13 protein-coding genes are annotated in these 23,064 nt (G+C 44.2%); 12 read left to right on the top strand and 1 reads right to left on the bottom strand.

The features are described from left to right. The first annotated feature begins 25 nt into the window (after positions 1-25). The 11 genes from JO154_RS15860 (at position 26) to JO154_RS15910 (ending at position 21,144) form a co-directional block, all read left to right on the top strand. Positions 26-487, top strand: a complete 462-nt coding sequence (locus JO154_RS15860; RefSeq protein ID WP_291947242.1) for a VOC family protein — start codon at positions 26-28, stop codon at positions 485-487. A gap of 64 nt (positions 488-551) precedes the next feature. Further along, the gene (locus JO154_RS15865) at positions 552-1,181 is read left to right on the top strand and encodes a hypothetical protein (RefSeq protein WP_291947244.1); all 630 of its coding nucleotides are present in this window, start codon (positions 552-554) and stop codon (positions 1,179-1,181) included. A gap of 66 nt (positions 1,182-1,247) precedes the next feature. After that, positions 1,248-1,814, top strand: coding sequence for an RNA polymerase sigma factor (locus tag JO154_RS15870; RefSeq protein ID WP_291947246.1), 567 nt, complete (start codon positions 1,248-1,250; stop codon positions 1,812-1,814). A gap of 64 nt (positions 1,815-1,878) precedes the next feature. Next, positions 1,879-3,012, top strand: a complete 1,134-nt coding sequence (locus JO154_RS15875) for a FecR family protein (RefSeq protein ID WP_291947248.1) — start codon at positions 1,879-1,881, stop codon at positions 3,010-3,012. Positions 3,013-3,190: 178 nt separating this feature from the next. Next, positions 3,191-6,781 (top strand): TonB-dependent receptor, encoded by a 3,591-nt coding sequence (locus JO154_RS15880; protein ID WP_291947250.1) that lies wholly within the window; start codon positions 3,191-3,193, stop codon positions 6,779-6,781. Between the two features lie 17 nt (positions 6,782-6,798). Beyond that, positions 6,799-8,568 carry a RagB/SusD family nutrient uptake outer membrane protein gene (locus JO154_RS15885; protein WP_291947251.1) on the top strand — a complete coding sequence of 590 codons (1,770 nt, stop codon included), beginning with the start codon at positions 6,799-6,801 and terminating at the stop codon, positions 8,566-8,568. A 1,093-nt stretch (positions 8,569-9,661) separates the two neighbouring features. Continuing rightward, positions 9,662-12,889 (top strand): SusC/RagA family TonB-linked outer membrane protein, encoded by a 3,228-nt coding sequence (locus JO154_RS15890; RefSeq protein WP_291947254.1) that lies wholly within the window; start codon positions 9,662-9,664, stop codon positions 12,887-12,889. 14 nt (positions 12,890-12,903) lie between these two features. Continuing rightward, on the top strand, positions 12,904-14,451 hold the full coding sequence (locus JO154_RS15895) for a RagB/SusD family nutrient uptake outer membrane protein (RefSeq protein WP_291947256.1): 1,548 nt from the start codon (positions 12,904-12,906) through the stop codon (positions 14,449-14,451). 431 nt (positions 14,452-14,882) lie between these two features. Next, complete coding sequence (locus JO154_RS15900) at positions 14,883-18,056, top strand: SusC/RagA family TonB-linked outer membrane protein (RefSeq protein ID WP_291947258.1); 3,174 nt, start codon at positions 14,883-14,885, stop codon at positions 18,054-18,056. Positions 18,057-18,065: 9 nt separating this feature from the next. Beyond that, on the top strand, positions 18,066-19,592 hold the full coding sequence (locus JO154_RS15905) for a SusD/RagB family nutrient-binding outer membrane lipoprotein (RefSeq protein WP_291947260.1): 1,527 nt from the start codon (positions 18,066-18,068) through the stop codon (positions 19,590-19,592). A gap of 34 nt (positions 19,593-19,626) precedes the next feature. Then, positions 19,627-21,144 carry a DUF5689 domain-containing protein gene (locus tag JO154_RS15910; RefSeq protein ID WP_291947262.1) on the top strand — a complete coding sequence of 506 codons (1,518 nt, stop codon included), beginning with the start codon at positions 19,627-19,629 and terminating at the stop codon, positions 21,142-21,144. A gap of 78 nt (positions 21,145-21,222) precedes the next feature. On the opposite strand, the gene bla is transcribed toward JO154_RS15910, so the two are convergent. Beyond that, positions 21,223-22,110, bottom strand: a complete 888-nt coding sequence (bla, locus tag JO154_RS15915) for a subclass B3 metallo-beta-lactamase (protein ID WP_291947264.1) — start codon at positions 22,108-22,110, stop codon at positions 21,223-21,225. Between the two features lie 207 nt (positions 22,111-22,317). Between bla and JO154_RS15920 the strand changes: the two genes are divergently transcribed. Further along, positions 22,318-23,058 carry a GntR family transcriptional regulator gene (locus JO154_RS15920; protein ID WP_291947266.1) on the top strand — a complete coding sequence of 247 codons (741 nt, stop codon included), beginning with the start codon at positions 22,318-22,320 and terminating at the stop codon, positions 23,056-23,058. Positions 23,059-23,064 lie beyond the last annotated feature (6 nt).

Below are 23,064 nucleotides of genomic sequence, written 5' to 3' on the forward strand. Positions count from 1 at the left end.
TCAATCCGGATAGTTATCTTGTAATATGAAAAAATTACTGCTGTCCGGATTGACTGCCCTGGCACTCACCGGCATTTCCACGTTCGCGACTGCTCAGTCCATGAAAAAACCGTCCTTAAATCATATAGCCATTTACGTGGTAAACCTGGAGCAAAGCACCGCTTTCTATCGGGATGTTATTGGCCTGGAAACCATGGACGAACCATTTAAAGATGGCCGTCATAGTTGGTTTAAAGTAGGCCCTCACGCGCAAGTACATATTATTTCCGGCGCCGCGGCCGCAGTGCCACACGACAAAAACGCCCATCTCTGTTTCTCCGTGACTTCTATGGAGGAATTTCTCGCCAAACTCAAAAAAAATAATATTGCCTACGAAGACTGGCCAGGAAAGCCTGGTGGCATTACCAATCGTGTAGATGGCGTCAAACAGGTATACCTGAAAGACCCTGATGGATACTGGTTGGAAATAAATAATGATACCTATTGATCAAATGCCCTTTGCGGGAATTTTCATAAATTCAGTGATCAATTGAATTTTTCATACCCGTATTATGTCATTATTACTGAATGTTCCTGAGGCAGACAAAGTGCAGGCCCTGGCAGCAGGCGCCGTATATAATACTGATGCGAATGTCTGGATACTGCCGGATACGGCCTATGGCAGATTAAAAGAGGTGGAAAATTGGATCCTGCCTGAAAATGCTTACCTGATTCTTACAGAAACCTTACTGATAGCCAGGGGGAAGACGGTTTGTCCACATTGTGGGCATACCAATCAGGTCATTGCCATTGGAGCAGAGCAGTTTTTTGAGAAAGACATCAATGAACGGGATGAACATGTTTGGCTGGAACAGGATTTCTTTATCCTTTTTCACCAGATTACCACGATGTCGGATAATCTCCGTCACCTGTTGGAGGAAGGATATCCTCAATTCCGGCCAGTAAAGTCGGATATGGCCTCCCAGGTATATTGGTTCAATCACTGTGAACAATGTCAGCATCCCATTACGGACCAGCGGCTCATGGATGAGCCTTGCAGTACTTTTCATCCTACCGATGCTGAAGAAGCGGGTCTGATCACCTTAAAGCAAGTACGATTAAAATTTGCGCCCCTGATGGATGCCGGCTATGAGCCTCATCCTCATCAGAAATTGATAGGGGAATATGCCACTAGAATCTGAAAGATTTCATGATAATTATGTGAAAGCGAAAAATAATTTTTAATATCGCGTACGTACTTGTGCCATATGTCGATGACAGATCAACCAAACAACGATATTTTGTGGATGAAAAGGCTGCGGGAGGATGATGCCGCCGCCTTTACCGAAATCTACGAGGCTTATCGCGAGAAGCTGTTGGCAATGGCGTTTAACAGACTATCAGATTTACAGGCTGCCGAAGATATTGTCCAAGATGTGTTTATCAGTCTCTGGAACCAAAGACATCATCATCAGATCAATGATGCCGGCGCCTATCTGGCCACTGCCGTCAAATACAAAATCCTGGACCGTTTCCGCCGGGAGCAGTTGTTGCGGCAATACCAGCAGGTTTACAGCACCGATTTGCCCGTTAACACTGCCGACCCTGATGCTGCCCTTCAATACAAACATATCCAGCAACTCCTGCAAGAAGAAGTGAACAAATTGCCCGAAAAATGCCGGCTCATTTTCCAATACAGCCGGGAACAAGGTATGCCCGTAAAGGAAATTGCACAAACCCTTAATATCTCTCACAAAACCGTGGAGAATCAGATCACCAAAGCGTTACGGCAGTTGAAAGGAAACATCAAGCACCTCTTTTCCATCTTTTTTTAACTTTTTTTAAGACAACGTAGGGGATTTCCTTTAGTTGTTCGACTAACCTATGTAATTGCTCGTTATGAAAGAAAACCAAGATCTATTAAACGCCATAGAAAGATATCTGCGTGGGGAAGCCACTGCAGAGGAGCGCGCGTTGGTAAATCAGTGGTATAACTCCTTCGATGACGCGGAAATTATGGTACCTCCCGTACCTGGATTCAGCGAAAATGAAATTTTCAGCAGGATACAAATGCAACTGGATAAAGTTGTGGAGACGCCTGTCCACCGCCGGAAAGTGTACCCGGTATGGATGAAACGTACCGCCGTAGCCGCAAGTATTGCTGTGCTGCTGGGAGTAGGTTTCTCGCTCATGCCTAAACGCAAGTTGACCATGCATGCCAGCGTAACCGTGTCGCCCCAACCTACAACAGTAATGCCAGGGAGTAACAAAGCTGTATTATTCCTGGATGACGGCACCCCTGTAGCCCTCGATGACAGTATTCACCCTGCTATCAATGGTGCACAGGTACAAGGGGAATCCCTGGTATATGATCAGGCGGGCAATACCACCAACACCGTTCGGTATAATACCTTGCGTACCCCGCAGGGAGGGCAGTTTACTGTAGTATTACCGGATGGCAGCAAGGTATGGTTGAATGCCGCCAGCTCGCTGAAATATCCTACCAGCTTTACTGATGACCACAGAACAGTGGAACTGACAGGGGAAGCCTATTTCGAAATTGCAGCAGATAAAAACAAACCGTTTTTTGTAGCTGTGAATAAAATGAAGGTGGAAGTATTGGGTACGTCCTTCAATATTATGGCATACCCAGATGAGCATGCCACCACCACTACCCTTGTTACTGGAGCCGTTAACGTCACCAACGCCAATGCCACGAAACGATTACTTCCTGGACAACAGGCTACCCTGAATCACCAAGAACAATTTACCGTGAGCGATGCCGATGTAAGTGCCGCTATTGCCTGGAAAGAAGGGAAATTTGAATTCAACGGAGAAGATATTGCTGTAGCACTCCGACAGCTTACCAGATGGTATGACCTGCAACTGCAAATAGAAGAAGGCGCCGCCGAAGGGCACGTCAGTGCAGCGTTTCCACGAACTACCAGTCTGGAAAATGTACTGAAAATGCTAGAATTAAGCGGCATTCACTGTCAAATAAATGATCGCCAACTTATAGTCAGTAAAAACTGACTTAAAATAATTCAAAGGGACATAAACTGATATTGTAAAACAACTGATAAGTAACAACTGATAAGTAATAGGACAATGAAAATTTCAAGTTAAAAAACAGCACACGAAGGTCATTCCGTCGAAATGACCACTGCTATTCTATTCCGGTACAATTATAATTCACCAAACACGCTGATGTATGAGTTCCACTCAGTACAATGGGATGTTGCATGCCATTAAATCCCGTTATTCAACCACACTCCGGGTTGCCAAACTAACCGCCTTTCTGCTGGTATTTATTTCCTTGCAGGTGGTAGCACTCGGTTATTCACAAACATTGACATTGCACAAAAGCAATGCACCTATCACCGAAATCTTTAAAAGCATTACCCAACAAAGCGGGTACAATTTCATGTACCGTAATGAAATGCTTTCCAAAGCACAACGTGTAACTATCTCCGTTACTAACGTAGATCTGAAATCTGCACTGGATGCATGTTTTCAAGGTCAACCTCTTACCTATTCCATCGTGGATAAAGTAATTGTAGTAGATGCAAAGAAAGAAAAAGCATCTATTAATGTTATGCAAACGATTGACTTAAAAGGTCAGGTTGTAAATGAAAAAGGTGAATCACTGCCTGGTGCTTCCGTAGTACTGAAAGGTACCACCAAAGGTGCTATGACAGATGCAAAAGGGGAATTCCAACTGAAGAATATCAACCCTGAAAATGGCGTACTGGTAGTAAATTATATCGGTTTTGAAGTACAGGAAGTTAGCCTGCAGGGCCGTTCTTCCATTACCATTACCCTGAAACAAAAAAATGCGGACCTGACAGACGTGGTAGTAGTGGGATATGCTACACAGAAGCGTGTAAACCTGACAGGTGCGGTTGCAACTGTTACCAGCAAAAGCATTGAAAACCGTCCGGTAACTAACGTATCCAGTGCACTGGCGGGTTTAAGTCCTGGTTTGCAGGTACGTCAGAGTTCCGGTAAACCTGGTTCCGATGGCGCTACCATTCGTGTACGCGGCGTAGGTACCCTGAACAACAGTGATCCACTGGTAGTCATTGATGGTATCATTGGATCTATGGATGCCGTTAATCCGACAGATATAGAAAGTATTTCTGTATTGAAAGACGCGGCCTCTTCTTCCATTTATGGTACACTGGCAGCGAATGGCGTTATCCTCATTACCACTAAAAAAGGTAGCCGTAACCGCACTACTGTAACCTACAGTGGAACAATGTCTACCGTACAGCCTAGCAACCTGCCTAAATTCGTAAACGACTATGTACGTTATATGAAGCTGTACAACGAGAGTGCACGTAACCTCGGACAAGCAGAGTTATTCAAACAATCCACCATCGATACCTGGGTGAATGCCAATCAGCATCCAAATGACCTGAATGCGGTAGGTATTCCTAATTCCGTGGTGTATGCGAATACAGACTGGTCTAAGACCATCTTCAAACACAACATCCTGCAACAGCATAATGTATCTGTTGCCGGCGGCGGAGATAAATCCACCTTCTTGTTGTCCGCAGGCTACCAGAACAACCCTGGTACCATGGATCATACGGAAGCTAAACGCTATCAGCTCCGTTTGAACGTGAACAGCAAAATCAATAATTTTATTACAGTAGGTACGCAAACGTTTGCATCACAAGAATCATTCGGACTGGGTAATACTGATAATGCTTTCAACTATTTGCGTCAGACTACCCCAGGCGTACCGGCTATTTACGATGGCAAATATGGATTCCCTTCTGCCCTGGAAGAATCTCAGACAGCCAATAACATTCTGTTATACCTCAATAACGTGGCTGGTAAAAATGTGCTGAACAGATTCAACTCTACTGTTTATGCCACTATCTCTATCCTTAAAGGACTGACTTTCGAAACTAAATTTAACTACCAGACTCGTTTCCAGGACAAACAGTATCATGATGTGCCTTTTGCTAAATGGGACCTCACTACCAATATAGCCAAATCGCCAGCAGCTACTCCTGACCAACTGACCACCAGCGTAGAGCATAATAAGGACTTTACCACCACCTTCGATAACGTACTGCGTTATTCCACTTCCTTCAAAGGTGGTCATGACTTCAGTGCCCTCGTAGGTTACAACCAGAACTATTATTACTATAACCGCGATTTCGCTAGCAGAAAAGGATTGATTTCCCAAGACGTTACGAATATCAACGTGGCAGGTAATACCAACAACATATTTGATGGTACAGAATATGACAACGCACTGCGTAGCTGGTTTGGTCGTGTGAACTATGCTTACAGAAACAAATACCTCTTTGAAGCTAACCTGCGCCGCGATGGGTCTTCCCGTTTTGCGCCAGCTTCCCGTTGGGGTTATTATCCATCCTTCTCCGCAGGATGGCGCCTGACAGAAGAAGGATTCCTGAAAGATGCGTTGAAAGATTTCCAACAACTGAAACTGCGTGGTTCTTGGGGTAAACTGGGTAACAACGGCGGTGGTGACAGATCTAAAGGCAACTACGACTGGCAAACACTCTACAACCAGGTATATTACTCTTTCAACAATACAGCGGTTAACGCCCTGGCTGTAACCAAATTCGGTAATCCGTTCCTGCTGTGGGAAGCTACTGCCATTGCAGACGTTGGCGTAGATGCAACGTTCCTGAACAATACAGTGAATGTATCGATTGATTACTACAACAAAACCACCACTGGTATCATCACCACCCCTCCTATTCCTTTGACAGTAGGTAATGCCACTGCTCCAACAGTAAACACTGCTACTGTTAATAACAAAGGTATTGAGGTGGTAGCCAGCTATAACCATAAATTTGGTGAGGTAGACCTTACCATCGGTGGTAACTTCTCTTATAACAAAAACGTCATCACCAAATACCAAGGTACTTTCCAGGAAGGTTGGACTACTGATGCCAATGGCAATAAAGTATGGTCTTCCAATATCGGAAAAGTAGCTTCTAGCAGCTCTAATACCTATCGGTTAGAAGGTCATCAGATTGATGAATACTACGTGAACAAACTGTATTCCGGCGATGGTTCTTACTATAAAGCAGATGGTAGTGTAAACAAAAATGGTGGTCCGAAAGATGGTATGGTTCGTACACCAAAAGATCTGCAGTGGGTTAAAGACATGATGGCCGCAGGTTATACCTTCCTGCCTTCCCAAGGTGTGGATAAAGGTAAAATCTGGTATGGTGATTTCATCTATGCTGATACCAACGGTGACGGTGTTTATGGTAACAACTATGACAGAACGTTCACCGGCACCAGCGCTACACCAAAATATAACTATGGTTTCAACCTGAGCGCCTCCTGGAAAGGATTCTATGTGAACATGATCTGGGCAGGTAGTGCAGGATTCCAGTACTACTACAATGACCGTGGTTATCTGAGTTCCGTAACTTCTGCCGGTAATGCTATTGGTCTGACAGTAGCCAATGATCACTACTATTATAATGACGCCAATCCTTCTGATCCGGCGAACAATATCAATGCGACTTACCCACGTCTGAAACTCAATACAGACCCACAAAACAGTCTTGCTAACAATTTCTATCTCTATAATGCATCTTACCTGAAGCTGAAAAACCTCCAAATTGGTTATCAGATACCAGAAAGTTTGCTCAAACGTGCATCTATTAGCAAGGCCATTATTTATGTAAGTGGTGAAAACCTGCTGACTATCACCAAGTATCCGGGTCTTGACCCAGAAATCGGTCCTAGTGTGGGTTATCCAACCATGAAACAGTATGCATTGGGTCTTAATGTAACATTCTAGTATTTAAAAGAAATTGTATGAAAAAATTCAGAATTCTGATATATGCCGCTGGTTTATTGTCCTTAGCCAGTTGTAAGAAAAACCTGCTGGACACCACTTCCTATACACAGGAGGGTGATTCCCAAATGTGGACAACGGATAACCTTACCGACCAGGGTATGGCTGGTGTGTATGCTGCATTGCGACTGAATATTGATCCGTCCAGTGCTTCCGGCAATGAATTGTATCAACTGGACCGTTACGGCGTAACGGGTATGACACGTGATGCCGATGGTTTGCAGGTAGGTACCATCACTCCAAGCAGCTCTATGTTTAGCGATAACTGGAAACAGCTTTATGATGGTATTCAGCGTGCTAACAATGCCATTGTGAATATTCCGCTGAAATCACCTTCTGCCGACGATAAAAAGGCCCGTTATATTGCGGAATCCAAGTTCCTGCGCGCCTACTTCTATCTGCGCCTGAACCAACTGTGGCATGGCGTACCAGTGTATCTGAAGCCTTTCTCCGCTACCGAAGCAACCAAAGGCCGTGAAACAGAAGACAGCGTATGGCGTGTAGTCGTTAATGATCTCACTGATTGTATCAATGAAACGAATCTCCCTTTAAAATATTCCAAGGGAGCTGCCAACTATGGCCATATTACCAAAGGGGCGGCTTATGCATTGAGAGGTAAAGCATACCTGTACATGAAGAACTACGCCGCTGCAGCAGCGGACTTCGCACAGGTACAGTCGGCAGGTTATACCCTGTTTAACGGCGATTACAAAGCATTGTTTAAAGAAGCCAATGAACAGAGCGATGAAATGATCTTCTCCATTCAGAATATTGCGGTACAGAACTTCGGTTCTACTACCCAGTTCTTCTGCGGTAACAGAAGCTCTTTCGGTTCTTGCTGGAATACCTACTTGGTTTCTCCAGTGGTAGTAGACCTCTACGAAAATGCAGATGGAAGCAAATTTAACTGGAACCAGGTGGTACCAGGTTTCTCTTCCCTGCCAGTAGCGCAGCGTGAAGTGTATTTCTTCAGAGATGGTTTGACTGCTTCTGAAATTGCCGGAGCTACTGCACGCGGACTGGATATGACCAAATATCTGCCTGTTGGTAATGAAGCCAGGATCAAAGCGGCATATACCAATCGTGATCCTCGTTTGGGCGCCAACGTTATCACCCCGTATTCTGAATACTTGGGTGTGAACGGTAGTGCTAACCAGGTTTATGTATCGAGATGGCCATTCCGTTCCAACACCACGCCTACATGGGATGTGGCAACAGATACCAAAGCATACTTCTATTATCTGCACCGCAAATTCGTTTACGAAGGCGCTACAGAAACTATCAACCGTGCTTATGGTCCTACAGACTTCCCTGTGATCCGTTTTGCAGACGTCTTGCTCATGTGGGCGGAAGCGCTGAACGAACAAGGGTTTAACCAACAATCCCTCGATCTGGTAAACAAAGTACGTGCAAGAGTAAACATGCCTGCACTGCAAAATGCAGATGCAACCAAACCAACTTTCGTTGCTGATCAATCAGCCATGAGAGAAAGAATCCGTAACGAACGCAGAGTAGAATTTGTCAATGAAGGTATCAACTTCTTCGATGAGCTTCGCTGGAAAACCTGGAAAGAAAAAACATTTGCACCTGGCGCTGGTATCCAGCAGATCTGGGGTGGCAATGTGGTGAATTATTCCTGGAAAGGCGATTATATTTACTACTGGCCTATTCCGCAGAGTGAGATTGAGCGTAATCCGAATCTGATTCAGAATCCAGGATGGATTAACTAAGCAATACATTTTATAGTGAAAAAAAGGGAGTGAGGTCTTCGACCTCACTCCCTTTTTTTATTTTTTTCGTCGGCCCTGCCCGGTGGGCAGGGCCGACAGACAGGGAATCTTCGTCTCCTTTTGTTTTTATTTTACAGTGACGAGGGCGACAGACAGGAGATTTTCGTCTCCTCTTGTTTTTATTTTACAGTGAACAAGGCGACAGACAGGAGATTTTCGTCTCCTCTCGTTTTTATTTTGTAGGGTACAGGGTGACAGACAAGAGATCTTCGTCTCCTCTCGTTTTTATTTTATAGGGTACAAGGCGACAGACAGGAGATCTTCATCTCCTCTTGTTTTTATTTTATAGGGTACAAGGCGACAGACAGGAGATTTTCGTCTCCTCTTGTTTTTATTTTATAGGGTACAGGGTGACAGACAGGAGATTTTCACTCCCGATGTTTTTTTATTTTAAGCTTAGGTGCGGATTTAATTTGCGCTGTAGCGCCAGCGCACCGCGCGAAGCGCGGAACTAAAAAATCGATGCCTTCGGCATCGATTTCAAAATAGTCAGCGGGGAATATAAGTCATATTTAAATTAAAACATCTGTAATAGATTTTTAATTTCGAAATAAAACCGGCATACAAATAATTTTCGATCGAATTTTAATCTAAAAAGTTAAAATTTTACATTAATTTCACGGCCTCGATTTTGAAAATTTCGTACTGTAGTTCTCAACAACGCTATTTCATTGAATCGAGACGGAAAATTTGCTTATAAAAATTTTTAGAGTTACAACAAATTAGGATAGTAATAGCTATACCAAGATATGCTTATGTGGAGTTTTATTCTGAGACTGTAGTATAGTACACGCGGCTTACCATCATTTTTTGCTTTAGGAAATCATGTAGCTGAAAACGGCTGTTTTCAGGGAGAAAGGTTTTGCTTATTTAATCATCTGTAAATTTTTACAGATTGTAGTCATGTTGCTTTTTCCGACGGCTTTGCTGTCGGGCATGGATTCCATTTTTTGAAAATATAACGTCAACGAATACACGAAATACAATATCAATAATTCTATATCTAAAATCTAAACACTAAATCCGAATCTTCATGAGAAAAAGATTGCTTGTTTTTTTCTTTTTGAGTTTGATGCAGATCGCTGCATTTGCTCAGGACAAAAAAATTACCGGTAAGGTAACTGCTACCGACGGAAGTGCCATCCCTGGCGTTTCTGTAATGGTAGAAGGTAGTTCTACTGGTACGCTTACCGATCCGGAAGGTAAATTCTCTATTACCGTTCCTGCTGGTAAAACACTCCTTTTCCGTTCTATCGGTTTTACCGCTAAATCTGTAGCTGTTGGAACCAACAATGTACTGAATGTACAGTTGGCATCTCAACGTGATGACCTGAACGAAGTAGTGGTAGTAGCTTATGGTACCGCTAAGAAAGGATCCATCACTGGTTCTGTATCTGGTATTAAAGCAAAAGACATTGACAAACGTCCTGTATCTAACGCTGTTGGCGTACTGGAAGGTACCACTGGTATCCAAGTAAATAACACCGTTGGTTCTCCAGGTGCACAGCCTAAAATTCAAATCCGTGGTTTCTCCACTGTAAACGGTGATAATGATCCGCTGTATGTAATTGATGGCGTATTGTTCACTGGTAATGTAACAGACATCAACCCTGCAGATATCGAGTCTATCTCTGTACTGAAAGATGCTGCTTCTGCTGCACTATATGGTAACAAAGCTTCCAATGGTGTGGTGATCATGACTACCAAAAGAGGTGCAAAAGGTAATGAAGGTAATATCAATGTAATGGTAAACCAGGGTGTGTATTCCCGTGGTGTAAGAGATTACAAAACCATGAATACTACTGAGTTCATGGAAACCATGTGGAGAGGTTACCGTAACAGTCTGTTATCTGGTTCTCCTTCCAAATACCCTACTGTGGAATCAGCTAACGCGAAGGCTACTGAGTCCCTGTTACCTGTTTATCTCTACCTGAATATCTACGACAAACCAGCTAACCAACTGTTTGACGCCAATGGTAAACTGCGCAGCGATGCTCATATCCTGGGTGGTTATGCAGATGATCTGGATTGGTATAAAGATATGGAGAGACTGGGCCACCGTCAGGAATATGCTATCAATGCATCCAGCAGCACCAAGAAAACTAATCTGTACTACTCTGCTGGTTACCTGGACGAAAAAGGTTACGTAACCAACACAGACTACAAAAGATTTACTGGTAGAATCAATGCGGACGTACAGGCTAAAACCTGGTTGAAATATGGTTTTAACCTCGCTGGTTCTCATCAGGTTACTAACAACATCAGTGGTAATGCTGATAACGCCTCCGCTTTCACCAACCCATTCATGTTCGCTAGAAATATTGCTCCTATCTATCCTGTACATATGCACAACCCTACTACGGGCGAGTATCTGCTGGATGAAAATGGCAACAAGCGTTTTGATCTGGGCGATGGTAACTCCCGTAACCAGTTTGGGGGACGTCATGTGGTATATGAAAATATGCTGAACAAGGATATGACTACCAGAAATACCGTGAATGGCCAGATTTACATGGATGTGAAATTCCTGAAAGATTTCACCTTCACTGCTAAAGGAGACCTGAACGTTCGTAACTCTGACAGGGCTACCTACAACAACGCTATCGTAGGTGATGGTGCTGGTAATGGTGGTCGTGCATCCCGTACTAACTACCGTTACAATACCTATACTGTTCAACAGTTACTGAACTGGAACCATTCTTATGGTTTACACAGCGTGGAAGGTATGGTGGGTCATGAGTACTACTCTGATAACTACTGGTACCTGGATGGTATGAAAACCGCTCAGATCCTGGCTGGTGCTCCTGAATGGGTGAACTTCACCAAAACATCCTCCCTGACCGACTTCCAGCAGAACTATCGTTCTGAAGGTTATTTTGCACGTGGCCGTTATAGCTATGCTGATAAATACTTCGTGGATGGATCCTTCAGAAGAGATGGTAGCTCTAAATTCGCACCTTCTACTCGTTGGGGTAACTTCTACTCTATCGGTGGTGGTTGGGTACTTTCTAAAGAAGATTTCTTCGAAAGCCTGACTAAATATGTAAACTATGCAAAACTGCGTGCTTCTTACGGCCAGGTTGGTAATGACCTCACTGCTGCAAGATATGCATACATGAGCCTGTACGCTACTGATCAGAATAACAACCTCGGTGCCGTATATAAATCACAGAATGCTGCCGATATTCAATGGGAAACTTCCGGAGCACTTTCTGCTGCACTGGATGCACGCATCTTCAATCGTGCAAACATCAGCATTGAATACTTCGACAAACGTTCCAAAAACCTGCTGTTCGATTCTTACCTGCCACTGTCTGCCGGTGCTACCTCTGTAGATAAAGCACAAGCTACTATCACACAGAACATCGGTTCCGTATCTAACCGTGGATGGGAAATTGGTGTAGATGTAGATGTACTGAAGAAAAAAGATCTGAAATGGAATGTAGGTCTGAATGCTACTTTCATCAAGAACGAAATTCTCCGTCTGCCTGACCAGAACAGAAAAGATGGTATCGTAATCGGTAACTACAAATATGCAGAAGGACATGGTGTAAATGAATTCTATACCTTCCAATATGCCGGTGTAGACCAGATGACTGGTAACGCGCTGTATATTCCAGATAACCAGAAATACGATCCTACCAATACTTCCGGTGCGCACTATCAGTACCTGGTTAACATCAATGGCCAGTACTATACTACCAACGCTACTTACGCAAAACGTGACTGGTCTGGTAGCCCGATTCCTAACGTATTCGGTAGCTTCAACACCAGCCTTACTTACAAAAGCTTTGTACTGAGCGGCGTATTTACTTATGCACTGGGTGGAAAAGTATATGATGATTCTTACTTCAGCATGATGTCTATGACTGGTTCTGTTTACCAGATGCACACCGACCTCCTGAATTCATGGAATGGCATACCTGCTGGTATGACTGCAACTTCCACAAACCGTGTGGATTCTAAAGGAATTCCGGTGGTAGACTTCAATCGCAGTACACTGAACAATGCGATGTCTTCCCGCTTCCTGGTGGATGGTTCCTACTTTGTAATTAAGAACATCGCACTGAGCTATCAGTTGCCTGCTACCCTGTTACAGAAAATTGAACTCAAATCTGCTCGTCTGAACCTCAGCGTAGAAAACCTGGCCACCTTTACCAAACTGAGAGGTATGAACCCTCAACAGTCCTTCAATGGTAGAAGCCTGAACGCTTTCGTTACTCCTCGTGTAGTTTCTTTCGGTGTTAATGTTGGATTATAATAATTCTGATAAAAATGAATAAAATATATAAAATAGGGCTTTTATCACTGACACTTTTTGCAAGTGCCTGCAAAAAAGATATGCTGGATACAAGGCCAACTGACAGTGTAAGCGACAAGGCTGTATTCGAAAATACCACCAACGCTAAGTTGGCGGTAAACGGTCTGGCTAAAATGATGACCATGCAGTACCTTGGTCAGCAGGGCTTTAATGGGGAAGGTACTATCAAAATGTACTACGGTAACTACCCAGGTAATCACTTCTTTGTGAACCTGAGTGGTTGGGCTGCTATCATTAACAGTCTCTATAACGAGAACTCCCAGTCTCTCTATAACTATTATCCATGGTATTACTACTATAAAATTATCGGTAATGCCAATGCGATTATCAACAACATCGATAAAGCTGCTGGTACAGAATCAGAAAGACAGTCCATCAAAGCGCAGGCACTGACCTTCCGTGCATACGCTTTCTTCATGGCGTCTCAACTGTATTGCTACAGATGGGCTGATTCCAACAATGGTGCTTCAAAAGGGCTGGTACTGCGTACAGACCTGTCTAACGGTGATATGCCTTTGTCTACCCTAGCAGAAACCTACGCTCAGATCTATGCCGACCTGGATCAGGCGATCCAGTTGTTTGCTAGCTCTGGTGATGTAAACAACCATACCAATAACTACATGACCAATTCGAACGTAGCATATGCTATTTATGCACGCGCTGCGCTCACCCGTCAGGATTATGCAACTGCTGAGAAATATGCAGCCCTGGCAAGAAATGGTTATAGCCTGATGAACGTTACAGATTACAACGCCGGTTTTGCAAAGCCTACCAGCGAGTGGATCTGGAGTAGCTATGGTGCATCTGATGAAACACTGTATTACTATTCTTACGGCGCTATGATCGGTTACAACTCCAGCGCTGCTGCTGTACGTAGTACACCTAAATGTATCAGCCGCGAACTGTATAACAAAATTCCTACTACAGATATTCGTAGGAACCTGTTCTTTGATCCGAAGTCTGATGTTTACAACTATGAAACCGGCGCCATCGCTGCTGGTGCTGCTGGTAAACCAATGTACAACCGTGCTTTCGCAGAAAGACCAGATCTGTACGCAACCGCTTCTGTATTTGCTTACATGCAATTCAAGATCAAAGTGATTGACCAACCAGGTGTGAGCAATGTGAACCACTTCAGATCTTCAGAAATGGTACTCGTTGAAGCAGAAGCTAAATACTTCCAGAACAAACCAGCCGCTGAAATTCAGCAACTGCTGGTTAACCTGAACAAAGGAACTGGCCGTGATACTTCTTATACCTGCACCAAAACCGGTACAGATCTGCTGAACGAGATTAAACTCTACCGCGCAATTGAACTGTGGGGTGAAGGTTTCGACTGGTTCGATATGAAACGTTGGGCTGATCCTATTGATCGTAAAGATTACCCTGCTGGCGGTAACTTCATCACGCCACTGGCAGTGAAGATCCAGCCTCAAGATAAAAATAAATGGACATGGGTGGTTCCAGACAGAGAAACCCTGTACAACTTAGGTCTGAAATAATATTTCTTCCTAAACCCTGCTTAATTCGAAAAAAAAGCTGCCTTCACCGGCAGCTTTTTTTTATGCCTTTCCTATTCGCATTATCGCGATGGAGCTGTCTAAAGTCTTTTTAAAACCATTGATATACCTGCGGTAGCAACCGGGCGAAGCCTACGCTGAGCTTTGGGTCTAGCCATAAGACGCCCCTCATCAATCAAATCAATATCCTACCCAAATAAAATAGAATCCACCTATTGCAAGCATAATGATTAATGTATATATTAATGTGCGCATTTTATGCCATGCACGCAAAGTTCACATAACCTTAATACTCATTTGTGAAAGGTTTGTGAAAACGGTATTAGCTTGCGGCCGCATTGCACAACCTATTTTCACAACAAAAATCAACACACGTAGTTATCGGCCGATAGTACTGTATTAATCAACCTTGTATGAAGAATTTTCTATTATTCTTCGTCATCTTCGTGATGACGGATAATGTGCTTTTTGCTCAGCAAAAGAAAATCACTGGTACTGTAAAAGAACGCACTGATAAGAGTGCACTTCCAGGTGTTAACATCCGCGTAAAAGGTAGCAACCGCGGAACACAATCAGATGGTAATGGTTTCTTTACCATTATGGCTGACGATAAAGAAACACTCGTTTTCTCTGCTGTAGGTCTTATGCCAAAAGAAATTCTAGTTGGCAACCAGACTGTCATCCATGTGGAAATGGCTAGTGATGTTAAACAACTCGATAACGTAGTGGTTACTGCCCTCGGTATCAAACGTGAAGAAAAAGCCTTAGGTTATGCTACTACGGTAGTAAAAGGAGAACAACTCACGGAAGCTCTCTCCGGTAACTGGACAGACGCACTCTCCGGTAAGGTAGCAGGTTTGAACCTCATCCGATCCAATAGTGGTCCTGCTGGTTCTAACAAAATTATCCTTCGCGGAGAAAACAACCTTACTGATAATAACGAGGCATTAATCGTTGTAGACGGTGTGATTATCAACACAGGTAGTGCCCGCAGAACTGCCGTTGGAGGCGAGTCTGCCTATGGCACAAACAACGACAACATGCCTGCAGATTATGGTAGCAGTCTGAATGACATCAACCCGGAAGATATTGAAACCATCACCGTGTTGAAAGGCCCAGGCGCATCTGCGTTGTATGGCCAACGTGGTGCAAACGGTGCTATCATCATCACCACTAAATCAGGTAACAAGAAAAAGAAAGGCTTCGGTGTTACTTTGAATTCTAACGGTTCTATGGAACAAGTAAACCGTTTCCCTGACCTCCAATATCAATATGGTCAAGGGTTAGACGGCGCTGATTATTACTCTTACGGTGCAGGCCCTGATGGCGCTAGTACCAGCGGTACCAGCTCTGCTTACGGTCCTAAATTTAATGGCCAATCATTTTACCAGTACGATCCAACTATTCAGGGACAGAGTAAAACAAGAACTCCTTGGGTCCCATATAATAATATTAACTCTTTCTTCAATACTGGTAAAACACTCACGAATACGGTTACACTAGATGGCGGTACTGATAAAACTTCCGCTAGGTTCTCCTTCACTAACGTGAATAATACCTGGATCATCCCTAATACCGGCTATAAAAGAAACACCCTGGCCATGTCTGTGAACTCTAAGATCAACGACAAACTCCAGGTGTCTACTAAAGTAAACTATACCAACAAATGGAGCGATAACCTCCCAGGTGCAGGTTATGGTAACCAATCCATCATGTACTGGTATATTTTCTGGCAGCCAAGTGCTGATCTCAACTGGTTGAAAAACTACTGGGGTAAAGGACAAGAAGGTAAAGTGCTCAAATATCCTTTCAGCTCTTATCCTTCCAACCCATATGCAGTTGCTTATGAATACCTGAATAAATCCAACAGACATAACGTTACCGGTAACTTTAGTGCTACGTATACCTTCACACCTGAACTGAGCTTACAGGTGAGAACGGCTGTGGATCTGGCGTACGAAATGCGCTCCCAGCAACGTCCTTGGGGCGCCGGTGCTAAATACGCTAAAGGAAGTTTCCGTACGCAGAATATCTTCTCTATGGAAGCTACCAGCGACTTCCTCCTGAAGTATGCCAAGAAAATTAATAATGATTTTGACTTCTCTGTTACTGTCGGTGGTAGCACCATGAGAAACAAATACAATAGAGATGAAAACCGCGCAGACTCCCTGACTTATCCAGGCGTATTCACCCTGGCGAATGCTGCAGGTCCGCTAGTAACCATGCCAAGAAAAGAAGAATATGGTATCAACAGTTTTTATGGTCTGATTACTGCTGGCTATAAAAATTTCCTCTTCTTGGATTTGACTGCACGTGAAGACTGGAACTCTGTACTGGCAACGCCTAAACGTACTGATAACGCCGGTTTCTTCTATCCGTCTATGAATGGTAGCTTCGTTTTCTCTGAAGTAGCGAAACTCCCATCCTGGGTATCCTTCGGTAAACTGCGTTTATCCGTAGCCGGTGTAGGTAGTGGTATGACTACTCCATACAGAACTGCATTCTACTATAATTCAGCAGGAAGTCTTTACAGTGGTGGCTTACAGCTTCCAAATACCCTCGCTAATCCAAACCTCCTGCCGTTGAAGACGACCACTTATGAAGTGGGTACCAATGTGCAGTTGTTCAGAAACCGCCTGGGCTTTGACATCGCGCTGTACTCTGGCAGAACCAAAAACCAAATCCTGACTCCTTTCCTGGATCCTTCTACCGGTTATAGCTCTATGATCGTAAACGCTGGTGAGGTACAGAATAAAGGTATAGAGGTAGCTATTAACGGTACGCCGATTACTACTAAGAGCGGTTTCAAATGGACTTCTAGCGTAGTATTCTCTTCTAATAAAAACATTATCAAATCGCTGCCAGACAGCTTCCTCGTACTGCAAACAGGCCCTGTTGGCGGTGGTCAGGTAGTTGCAACTGTTGGCGGTAGCATGGGCGACCTCTACGGACGCGGCTATCAGCGCTCTCCAGACGGTCAAGTGGTATACGATGGTAAAACCGGTGTGGCTTTGCTGACTACCGATATCAAATACCTCGGTAACACCATCCCTAAATACAAAATAGGTTTTACCAACAACTTCAGTTACAAACAATTTACCATGAACCTCCTGTTTGATGGGCAATTCGGCGCTGTAGGCCACTCCCTGACCCACTACAAACTGGCGGAACAAGGTAAAACTACCAATACCCTCCCAGGCCGTTACAGCGGTATCATCGGAAACGGGGTAGTACAAAACGAAGACGGCACTTACCGCAAGAATGATGTAGTAGCCACTAATATCGATGAATACTACCGCTCTCACTTCGGTATGGATAATGCGGAAGGTAGCGTATTCAGCACCGACTTCATCAAATTCAGAGAAGCACGTATTGACTACAGCCTGAAACCAGCCACCCTGAAGAAACTGGGCTTACAACGTTTAACTGTTGGGGTGTATGGTCGTGACCTGTTTATCTGGTCTCCATGGCCAATCTTCGATCCTGAATTCGGTACCCTGAGTGGTACGGATATCGTTAGGGGTTTTGAAATCGGTCAGTTCCCATCTACCCGCACATTTGGATTTAATGTAATTATTGGTCTTTAATAAGCGAACATGAAGCAATTAATATATATCATAGGATGTGTGGCCTTGTTTAGCACCGGTATGCTGACATCCTGCAAAAAAGATTTTGATACCCTCAATACAGATCCAAACAGTACCCAGAATGCACTGCCACAGCAATTGTTGGCGCCTGCATTGGTCAACACCGTATCTGCCAATCTTTCTAGGAACCGTAGCTTCAATAATGAATTGATGCAGATTACGGTAGATATGAATGACGCAGAGGGTAAGGTATTCCGATATGATTTCCGCAGTAGCTGGTCTGATTACCTGTATACCACCTGGTACCAGAATATCACCAATTACAAAGAACTCTATAAGACGGCCTCTGATTCTCTCACCAGGAACAGGTCTTTCCAAGGTATTGCCCTGATTTGTCAGTCTTGGGTATTCTCATTGCTGACGGATACTTATGGCGACTTACCTTATTCACAGGCGATTCTCGGTAAGGATAGCGCTATCTATCATCCGATATTTGACAGACAGAAAGATATCTACATAGATATTTTCAAACAGTTGGACTCTGCAAACTCCCTGTTGTCTAAAAACGATGCTATCGCTGCGGGTAGTGATCCTGTTTACAATGGCGACGTTTCCAAATGGCGCAAATTCGGTAACTCGCTCTACCTCCGCCTCCTGCTGCGTGTTTCTGGTAAAGCGGAAGTAGCGGATATGGTGAAAGCTAAAATCAAGGATATCGTAGAAACCAGTGCTGCACAGTATCCTATCATGACCAGCACTGCGGAATCAGCGATCCTGCGCTGGACAGGCGTTGGTCCTTATACTTCTCCACTACTGGGCGTTAGGGAACAAGATTTTAGAGCTCCGGCAATCGGCAGCTTCTTTATAGATCATCTGGCTGCATGGAACGATCCTCGTATCGATATTCCTACTTATGGCGCCAATGGCTACAACCGTTGGGCGATCATCCCTTACAGCGGTATGTTTGTAGGCGTACCAAGTGGATACTCTCCTGGTACGGGTGTTCCAAAGAAAACATATTTCAACTCGTATGTAGCTGGTAATACTGCGCCAAGTTTGATGAACGATCCCATGACCGGTATGATCATGAACTATCCGGAGCTTTGCTTCATCCTGGCGGAATGTGCTGCCAAAGGCTATATCAGCGGAAGCGCTGCTACCTACTATAACAATGGCGTACTGTATTCCATCAACCAATGGGTGCCAAAATTCGTGCAGGCGAACCTCGATCCATACCTGACAGCGGCGGATATGCAATGGAACGATGCCGTATCCCTGGACGATAAAATGGAAAAAATCCATATCCAGAAATACTACGCGATGTTCCTGACCGATTTACAGCAGTGGTTTGAATACCGTCGTACTGGACATCCGGTGCTGCCTAAAGGGGCTGGTCTGAAGAATGATGGTGTGATGCCTGCCAGAATGCCTTATCCTGTATTTGTACAGTCTACCAACCCAAGCAATTACAAGGATGCTGTCAACAAACAGGGGCCAGATCTGATTTCCACCCAAGTATGGTGGCAGAAACCATAACCGGCACACACTTCTAACTGTAAAAATTGTAGCAATGAACAACAAAAACTTATATATATCGCTGCTCATGTCCCTGGTATTTTTATGGGGATGTGCGAAAGATGACACCTATCCTGGCGGCATAGTTTCTGATATCATCGGTATTATGGATGTCCGCTCTTTGTATAAAGGAAAGGATATCACCCTTAACCGCGATAACCTGGGCGGTTCTTCCAAAATCACTGCTGTCGTGGTTTCTGATCACAGTGGTGGTAATCTCCCTAAAGGTTTGCTGATTGTGCAAGATGCACGCCGACTCGCCAAAATTCGTGGTATCAGCATCGCTCTGGGCGATGACGCTGCGAAGTATGTTCCAGGAGACTCCGTTATCATCAAAGTGGAAGGCGGTATTCTGAAAAGAGTGGATGGTATTTTACAAATCACGGGGGTACCTTCGGCTAATGTGACCAAAGTATCATCTGGCAATAACATTCCGCTGAACAGAGTGACTACAGGTGCTATCATGGCGAATTCCGATAACTACGAAAGTACCTTGTCTATCATCGTGAAAGGGGGCTTCGATCCTACTCCTCCGGCGCAATCTACACTTGGTGGCGATCGTATCATGACAGACGGTTTCGGTGAAATCACCCTGCATACAGATGCGAAAGCAGCTTTTGCAAATACTACCGTGCCTGTACTGGCAAACTATTACGGTATCGTGTTAAACACGCCATCCGGTGATACGTTATTACCACGTTTCAATATGCGTACTGGCGCCGATTACACGCAGCTCAGTTCTACTATCACGGTAGCGCCACTGGTGATCTCCGGTTTTGTAAACGACCCTGCTGGCCCGGATGCCAACTACGAGTATGTACAGTTGCTGGCTACGCAGGATATCAACTTCTCTGTAACGCCATATTCCATCATCGTTAATAATAACGCCAACGCCTCTACGCCAACAGGTAATCCTGTTAATGGCTGGGCTACTGGCGGTATGCGTACTTATAAAATCAATATCACTTCCGGTGTGGTGAAAAAAGGTACATACTGCTATGTGGGCGGTACCAAGAAAACGATCAACGGCGAAAACTCAACAGATATCAGTGCGGCCAACTGGGTACGTGCATTTGATTATGCTGCCAACAACGGAGATGATTTTGGTACAAAAACTACCAACTTGATGGCCAACAGTGGTAACGCCTTTGGTATTGCGCTTTTCGCGGGTACGAAGGTAACTGCTACTACTGTTCCTACAGATGTTGTTTTCATTAGCAATGGCGGTTCTATCTATGCAGCGCCTTCTTCAGGATACCTAATCACGAACAACGATTTCTACGATGTCCAGGATCCTATCACCCTGAAAACTCAGCCTTACTTTAAAGCAGGTACCAACACCATGTACTTGTCTTATGTAACCGGCGATGCAGGTTATTTCATTAAACTCGGTGGCGTGTATAGTCCAGGTCTCGGACGCTGGATCAAAGCGCGTGCACAGAACAACCTGTTGATGACCAAACAAACTACATTAGCAGAAATCGAAGATCTCGATGCTACTAAACTGAAATAATCAGTTTTAAAATAAAAACAAAACACCCGGTGGCGTGAGCTACCGGGTGTTTTGTTTTTTTAGGGAGACACTTGCTCCCTATTTTTCTTCCATCATTTTTTTCTCGTATTGGGCTTTCAATTCAGCCAGGGCTTTGTCATATCCGGCTCTGTCTTTGAAGACGGCAGGATTATAGGCATCTCCCGGATGATGTTTTGCTGCCAAGTTAAACTGGCTGGCATGTGCGGCGGCCCAGACATCGAACTGTAGTCCTGCCAATGATTGTAGCGTATAGGCGTAATCTTTAGCAATCTCTGGATAGGTAGTTACATCATGAAAATGTTTGTCTGTAACAATGGTGGGGAAATTTGCCAGTAATACCCTGTAGGATCTGCTGCTGTCGCGGGTATCAAACAGGAAGCTGCAAGAGCCTTTGGTATGGCCAGGATGATGCAGCATGACGAGATTCATTTCTCCTAGGTGAATGGTATCGCCGTCATGGAGTAGCCGGTTAATTTTAGCGGGTTGGTAGGTAGACACGCCTTTTCCGAGGGCGTAATCGGTAGCCCCTCCAGAATTGACCACATCTTCCTCTTTTTCATCTACCATAAATTTTGCCCCTGTCATTTTTTGAATGGCAGCCATCGCGCCCATATGATCGTAATGGGCCTGCATGGTGAGCAATATTTTAGTGTCCTTGAATTTAAATCCCAGCGCTTCAATATTGCGCTTGATGATAGGCAGCGACCCTGCCAGGCCCGTATTGATCAGGATATTACCAGCATTCGTGGTAATCAGGTAGGACGCCAGATCAGCAGTGCCTACATAATACAGGTTTCCAGCCATCCTAAATGGTGCATATGGTTTCGACCATTCGGCCGGAACATCTTTAGGTTCTTTCACCTGGGTTTGCTGGGCTTGGACAAAGATGCCAGAAAAGGTCAACGCAGTTGCACATAGCAACCGCTTTATAACTTGGTTATACATAATAAAGTGTGGAGGTAAAATATGGTTTTCTCAAAATTACCAGACCTACTCCATCCTTTGAAAATAATCAGTGGATCTTTTCAAATATTCTTTTAATTAAATTATTACATATTGATTACTAATAAAAAACAAATTCACACTTTCCTATCTTAACATTTCATCAAAGTTATTTTGTGTGGAAGCTAGAAAAGTAATATGTTTGAACATATGAACAATATACCATTACTGGATCATGATAGTAAAGTACCCTTGCATCTACAAGCGGAAGAACAACTGCGCAAGTTGATACGAGACAATCATTTTCGTGTTGGTGACACCTTTCCGAAAGAGACGGATTTGGCCAAGAGATGGGGTATCTCCCGAAACACCCTTCGACAAGCCATTTCCAACCTGGTAAAGGATGGCCTCTTAGAGCGAAAGAAAAGAAGTGGTACCACCGTTCGTAAAAAGAAAATCACAACAGACCTCGCCAATTGGCTCAGCTTCAGTCATGAGATGGAAGATAAAGGTACTCCATTTAAAGACTTGAAGCATGAAGTCACCATTGTAAAAGCCAACAAACACGTGGCCTTGCAATTGCAAATTCCAGTAGGTACTCCCGTGGTATGCCTAGAACGTACCCGCAGTACCGGCCGCAATCCAATGGTATATTTTGAATCCTACTTCCATCCACGCATCGGACTTACCGGCAACGAAAACTTTAAGCGTCCGTTGTACGAACTGCTCGATGAAGAATTCCATACTGTTCCTGTTTATTCCCAAGAAGAAATTAAAGCCATCGCCGCTTCAGAACAGATAGCCGCTTTATTGAAAATCCCTGCCGAAGCGCCAGTACTGGAACGCAAAAGACTAGTACTGGACGCTGGCAGAAAGCCTATTGAGTATAATATCTGCTACTATCGCAGCGACTGGTTTACGTATAGCATAGAAATTAAACGCCCGATTTAACGTAAG

It is taken from the genome of Chitinophaga sp. (genome assembly GCF_019236475.1).
Lineage (GTDB): Bacteria > Bacteroidota > Bacteroidia > Chitinophagales > Chitinophagaceae > Chitinophaga.

Excerpts from the sequence above, each read along its gene's own strand:
- JO154_RS15860 (WP_291947242.1), top strand. The coding sequence starts at position 26 with ATGAAAAAATTACTGCTGTCCGGATTGACTGCCCTGGCACTCACCGGC.
- JO154_RS15865 (WP_291947244.1), top strand. The coding sequence starts at position 552 with ATGTCATTATTACTGAATGTTCCTGAGGCAGACAAAGTGCAGGCCCTG.
- JO154_RS15870 (WP_291947246.1), top strand. The coding sequence starts at position 1,248 with ATGTCGATGACAGATCAACCAAACAACGATATTTTGTGGATGAAAAGG.
- JO154_RS15875 (WP_291947248.1), top strand. The coding sequence starts at position 1,879 with ATGAAAGAAAACCAAGATCTATTAAACGCCATAGAAAGATATCTGCGT.
- JO154_RS15880 (WP_291947250.1), top strand. The coding sequence starts at position 3,191 with ATGAGTTCCACTCAGTACAATGGGATGTTGCATGCCATTAAATCCCGT.
- JO154_RS15885 (WP_291947251.1), top strand. The coding sequence starts at position 6,799 with ATGAAAAAATTCAGAATTCTGATATATGCCGCTGGTTTATTGTCCTTA.
- JO154_RS15890 (WP_291947254.1), top strand. The coding sequence starts at position 9,662 with ATGAGAAAAAGATTGCTTGTTTTTTTCTTTTTGAGTTTGATGCAGATC.
- JO154_RS15895 (WP_291947256.1), top strand. The coding sequence starts at position 12,904 with ATGAATAAAATATATAAAATAGGGCTTTTATCACTGACACTTTTTGCA.
- JO154_RS15900 (WP_291947258.1), top strand. The coding sequence starts at position 14,883 with ATGAAGAATTTTCTATTATTCTTCGTCATCTTCGTGATGACGGATAAT.
- JO154_RS15905 (WP_291947260.1), top strand. The coding sequence starts at position 18,066 with ATGAAGCAATTAATATATATCATAGGATGTGTGGCCTTGTTTAGCACC.
- JO154_RS15910 (WP_291947262.1), top strand. The coding sequence starts at position 19,627 with ATGAACAACAAAAACTTATATATATCGCTGCTCATGTCCCTGGTATTT.
- bla (WP_291947264.1), bottom strand. The coding sequence starts at position 22,110 with ATGTATAACCAAGTTATAAAGCGGTTGCTATGTGCAACTGCGTTGACC.
- JO154_RS15920 (WP_291947266.1), top strand. The coding sequence starts at position 22,318 with ATGAACAATATACCATTACTGGATCATGATAGTAAAGTACCCTTGCAT.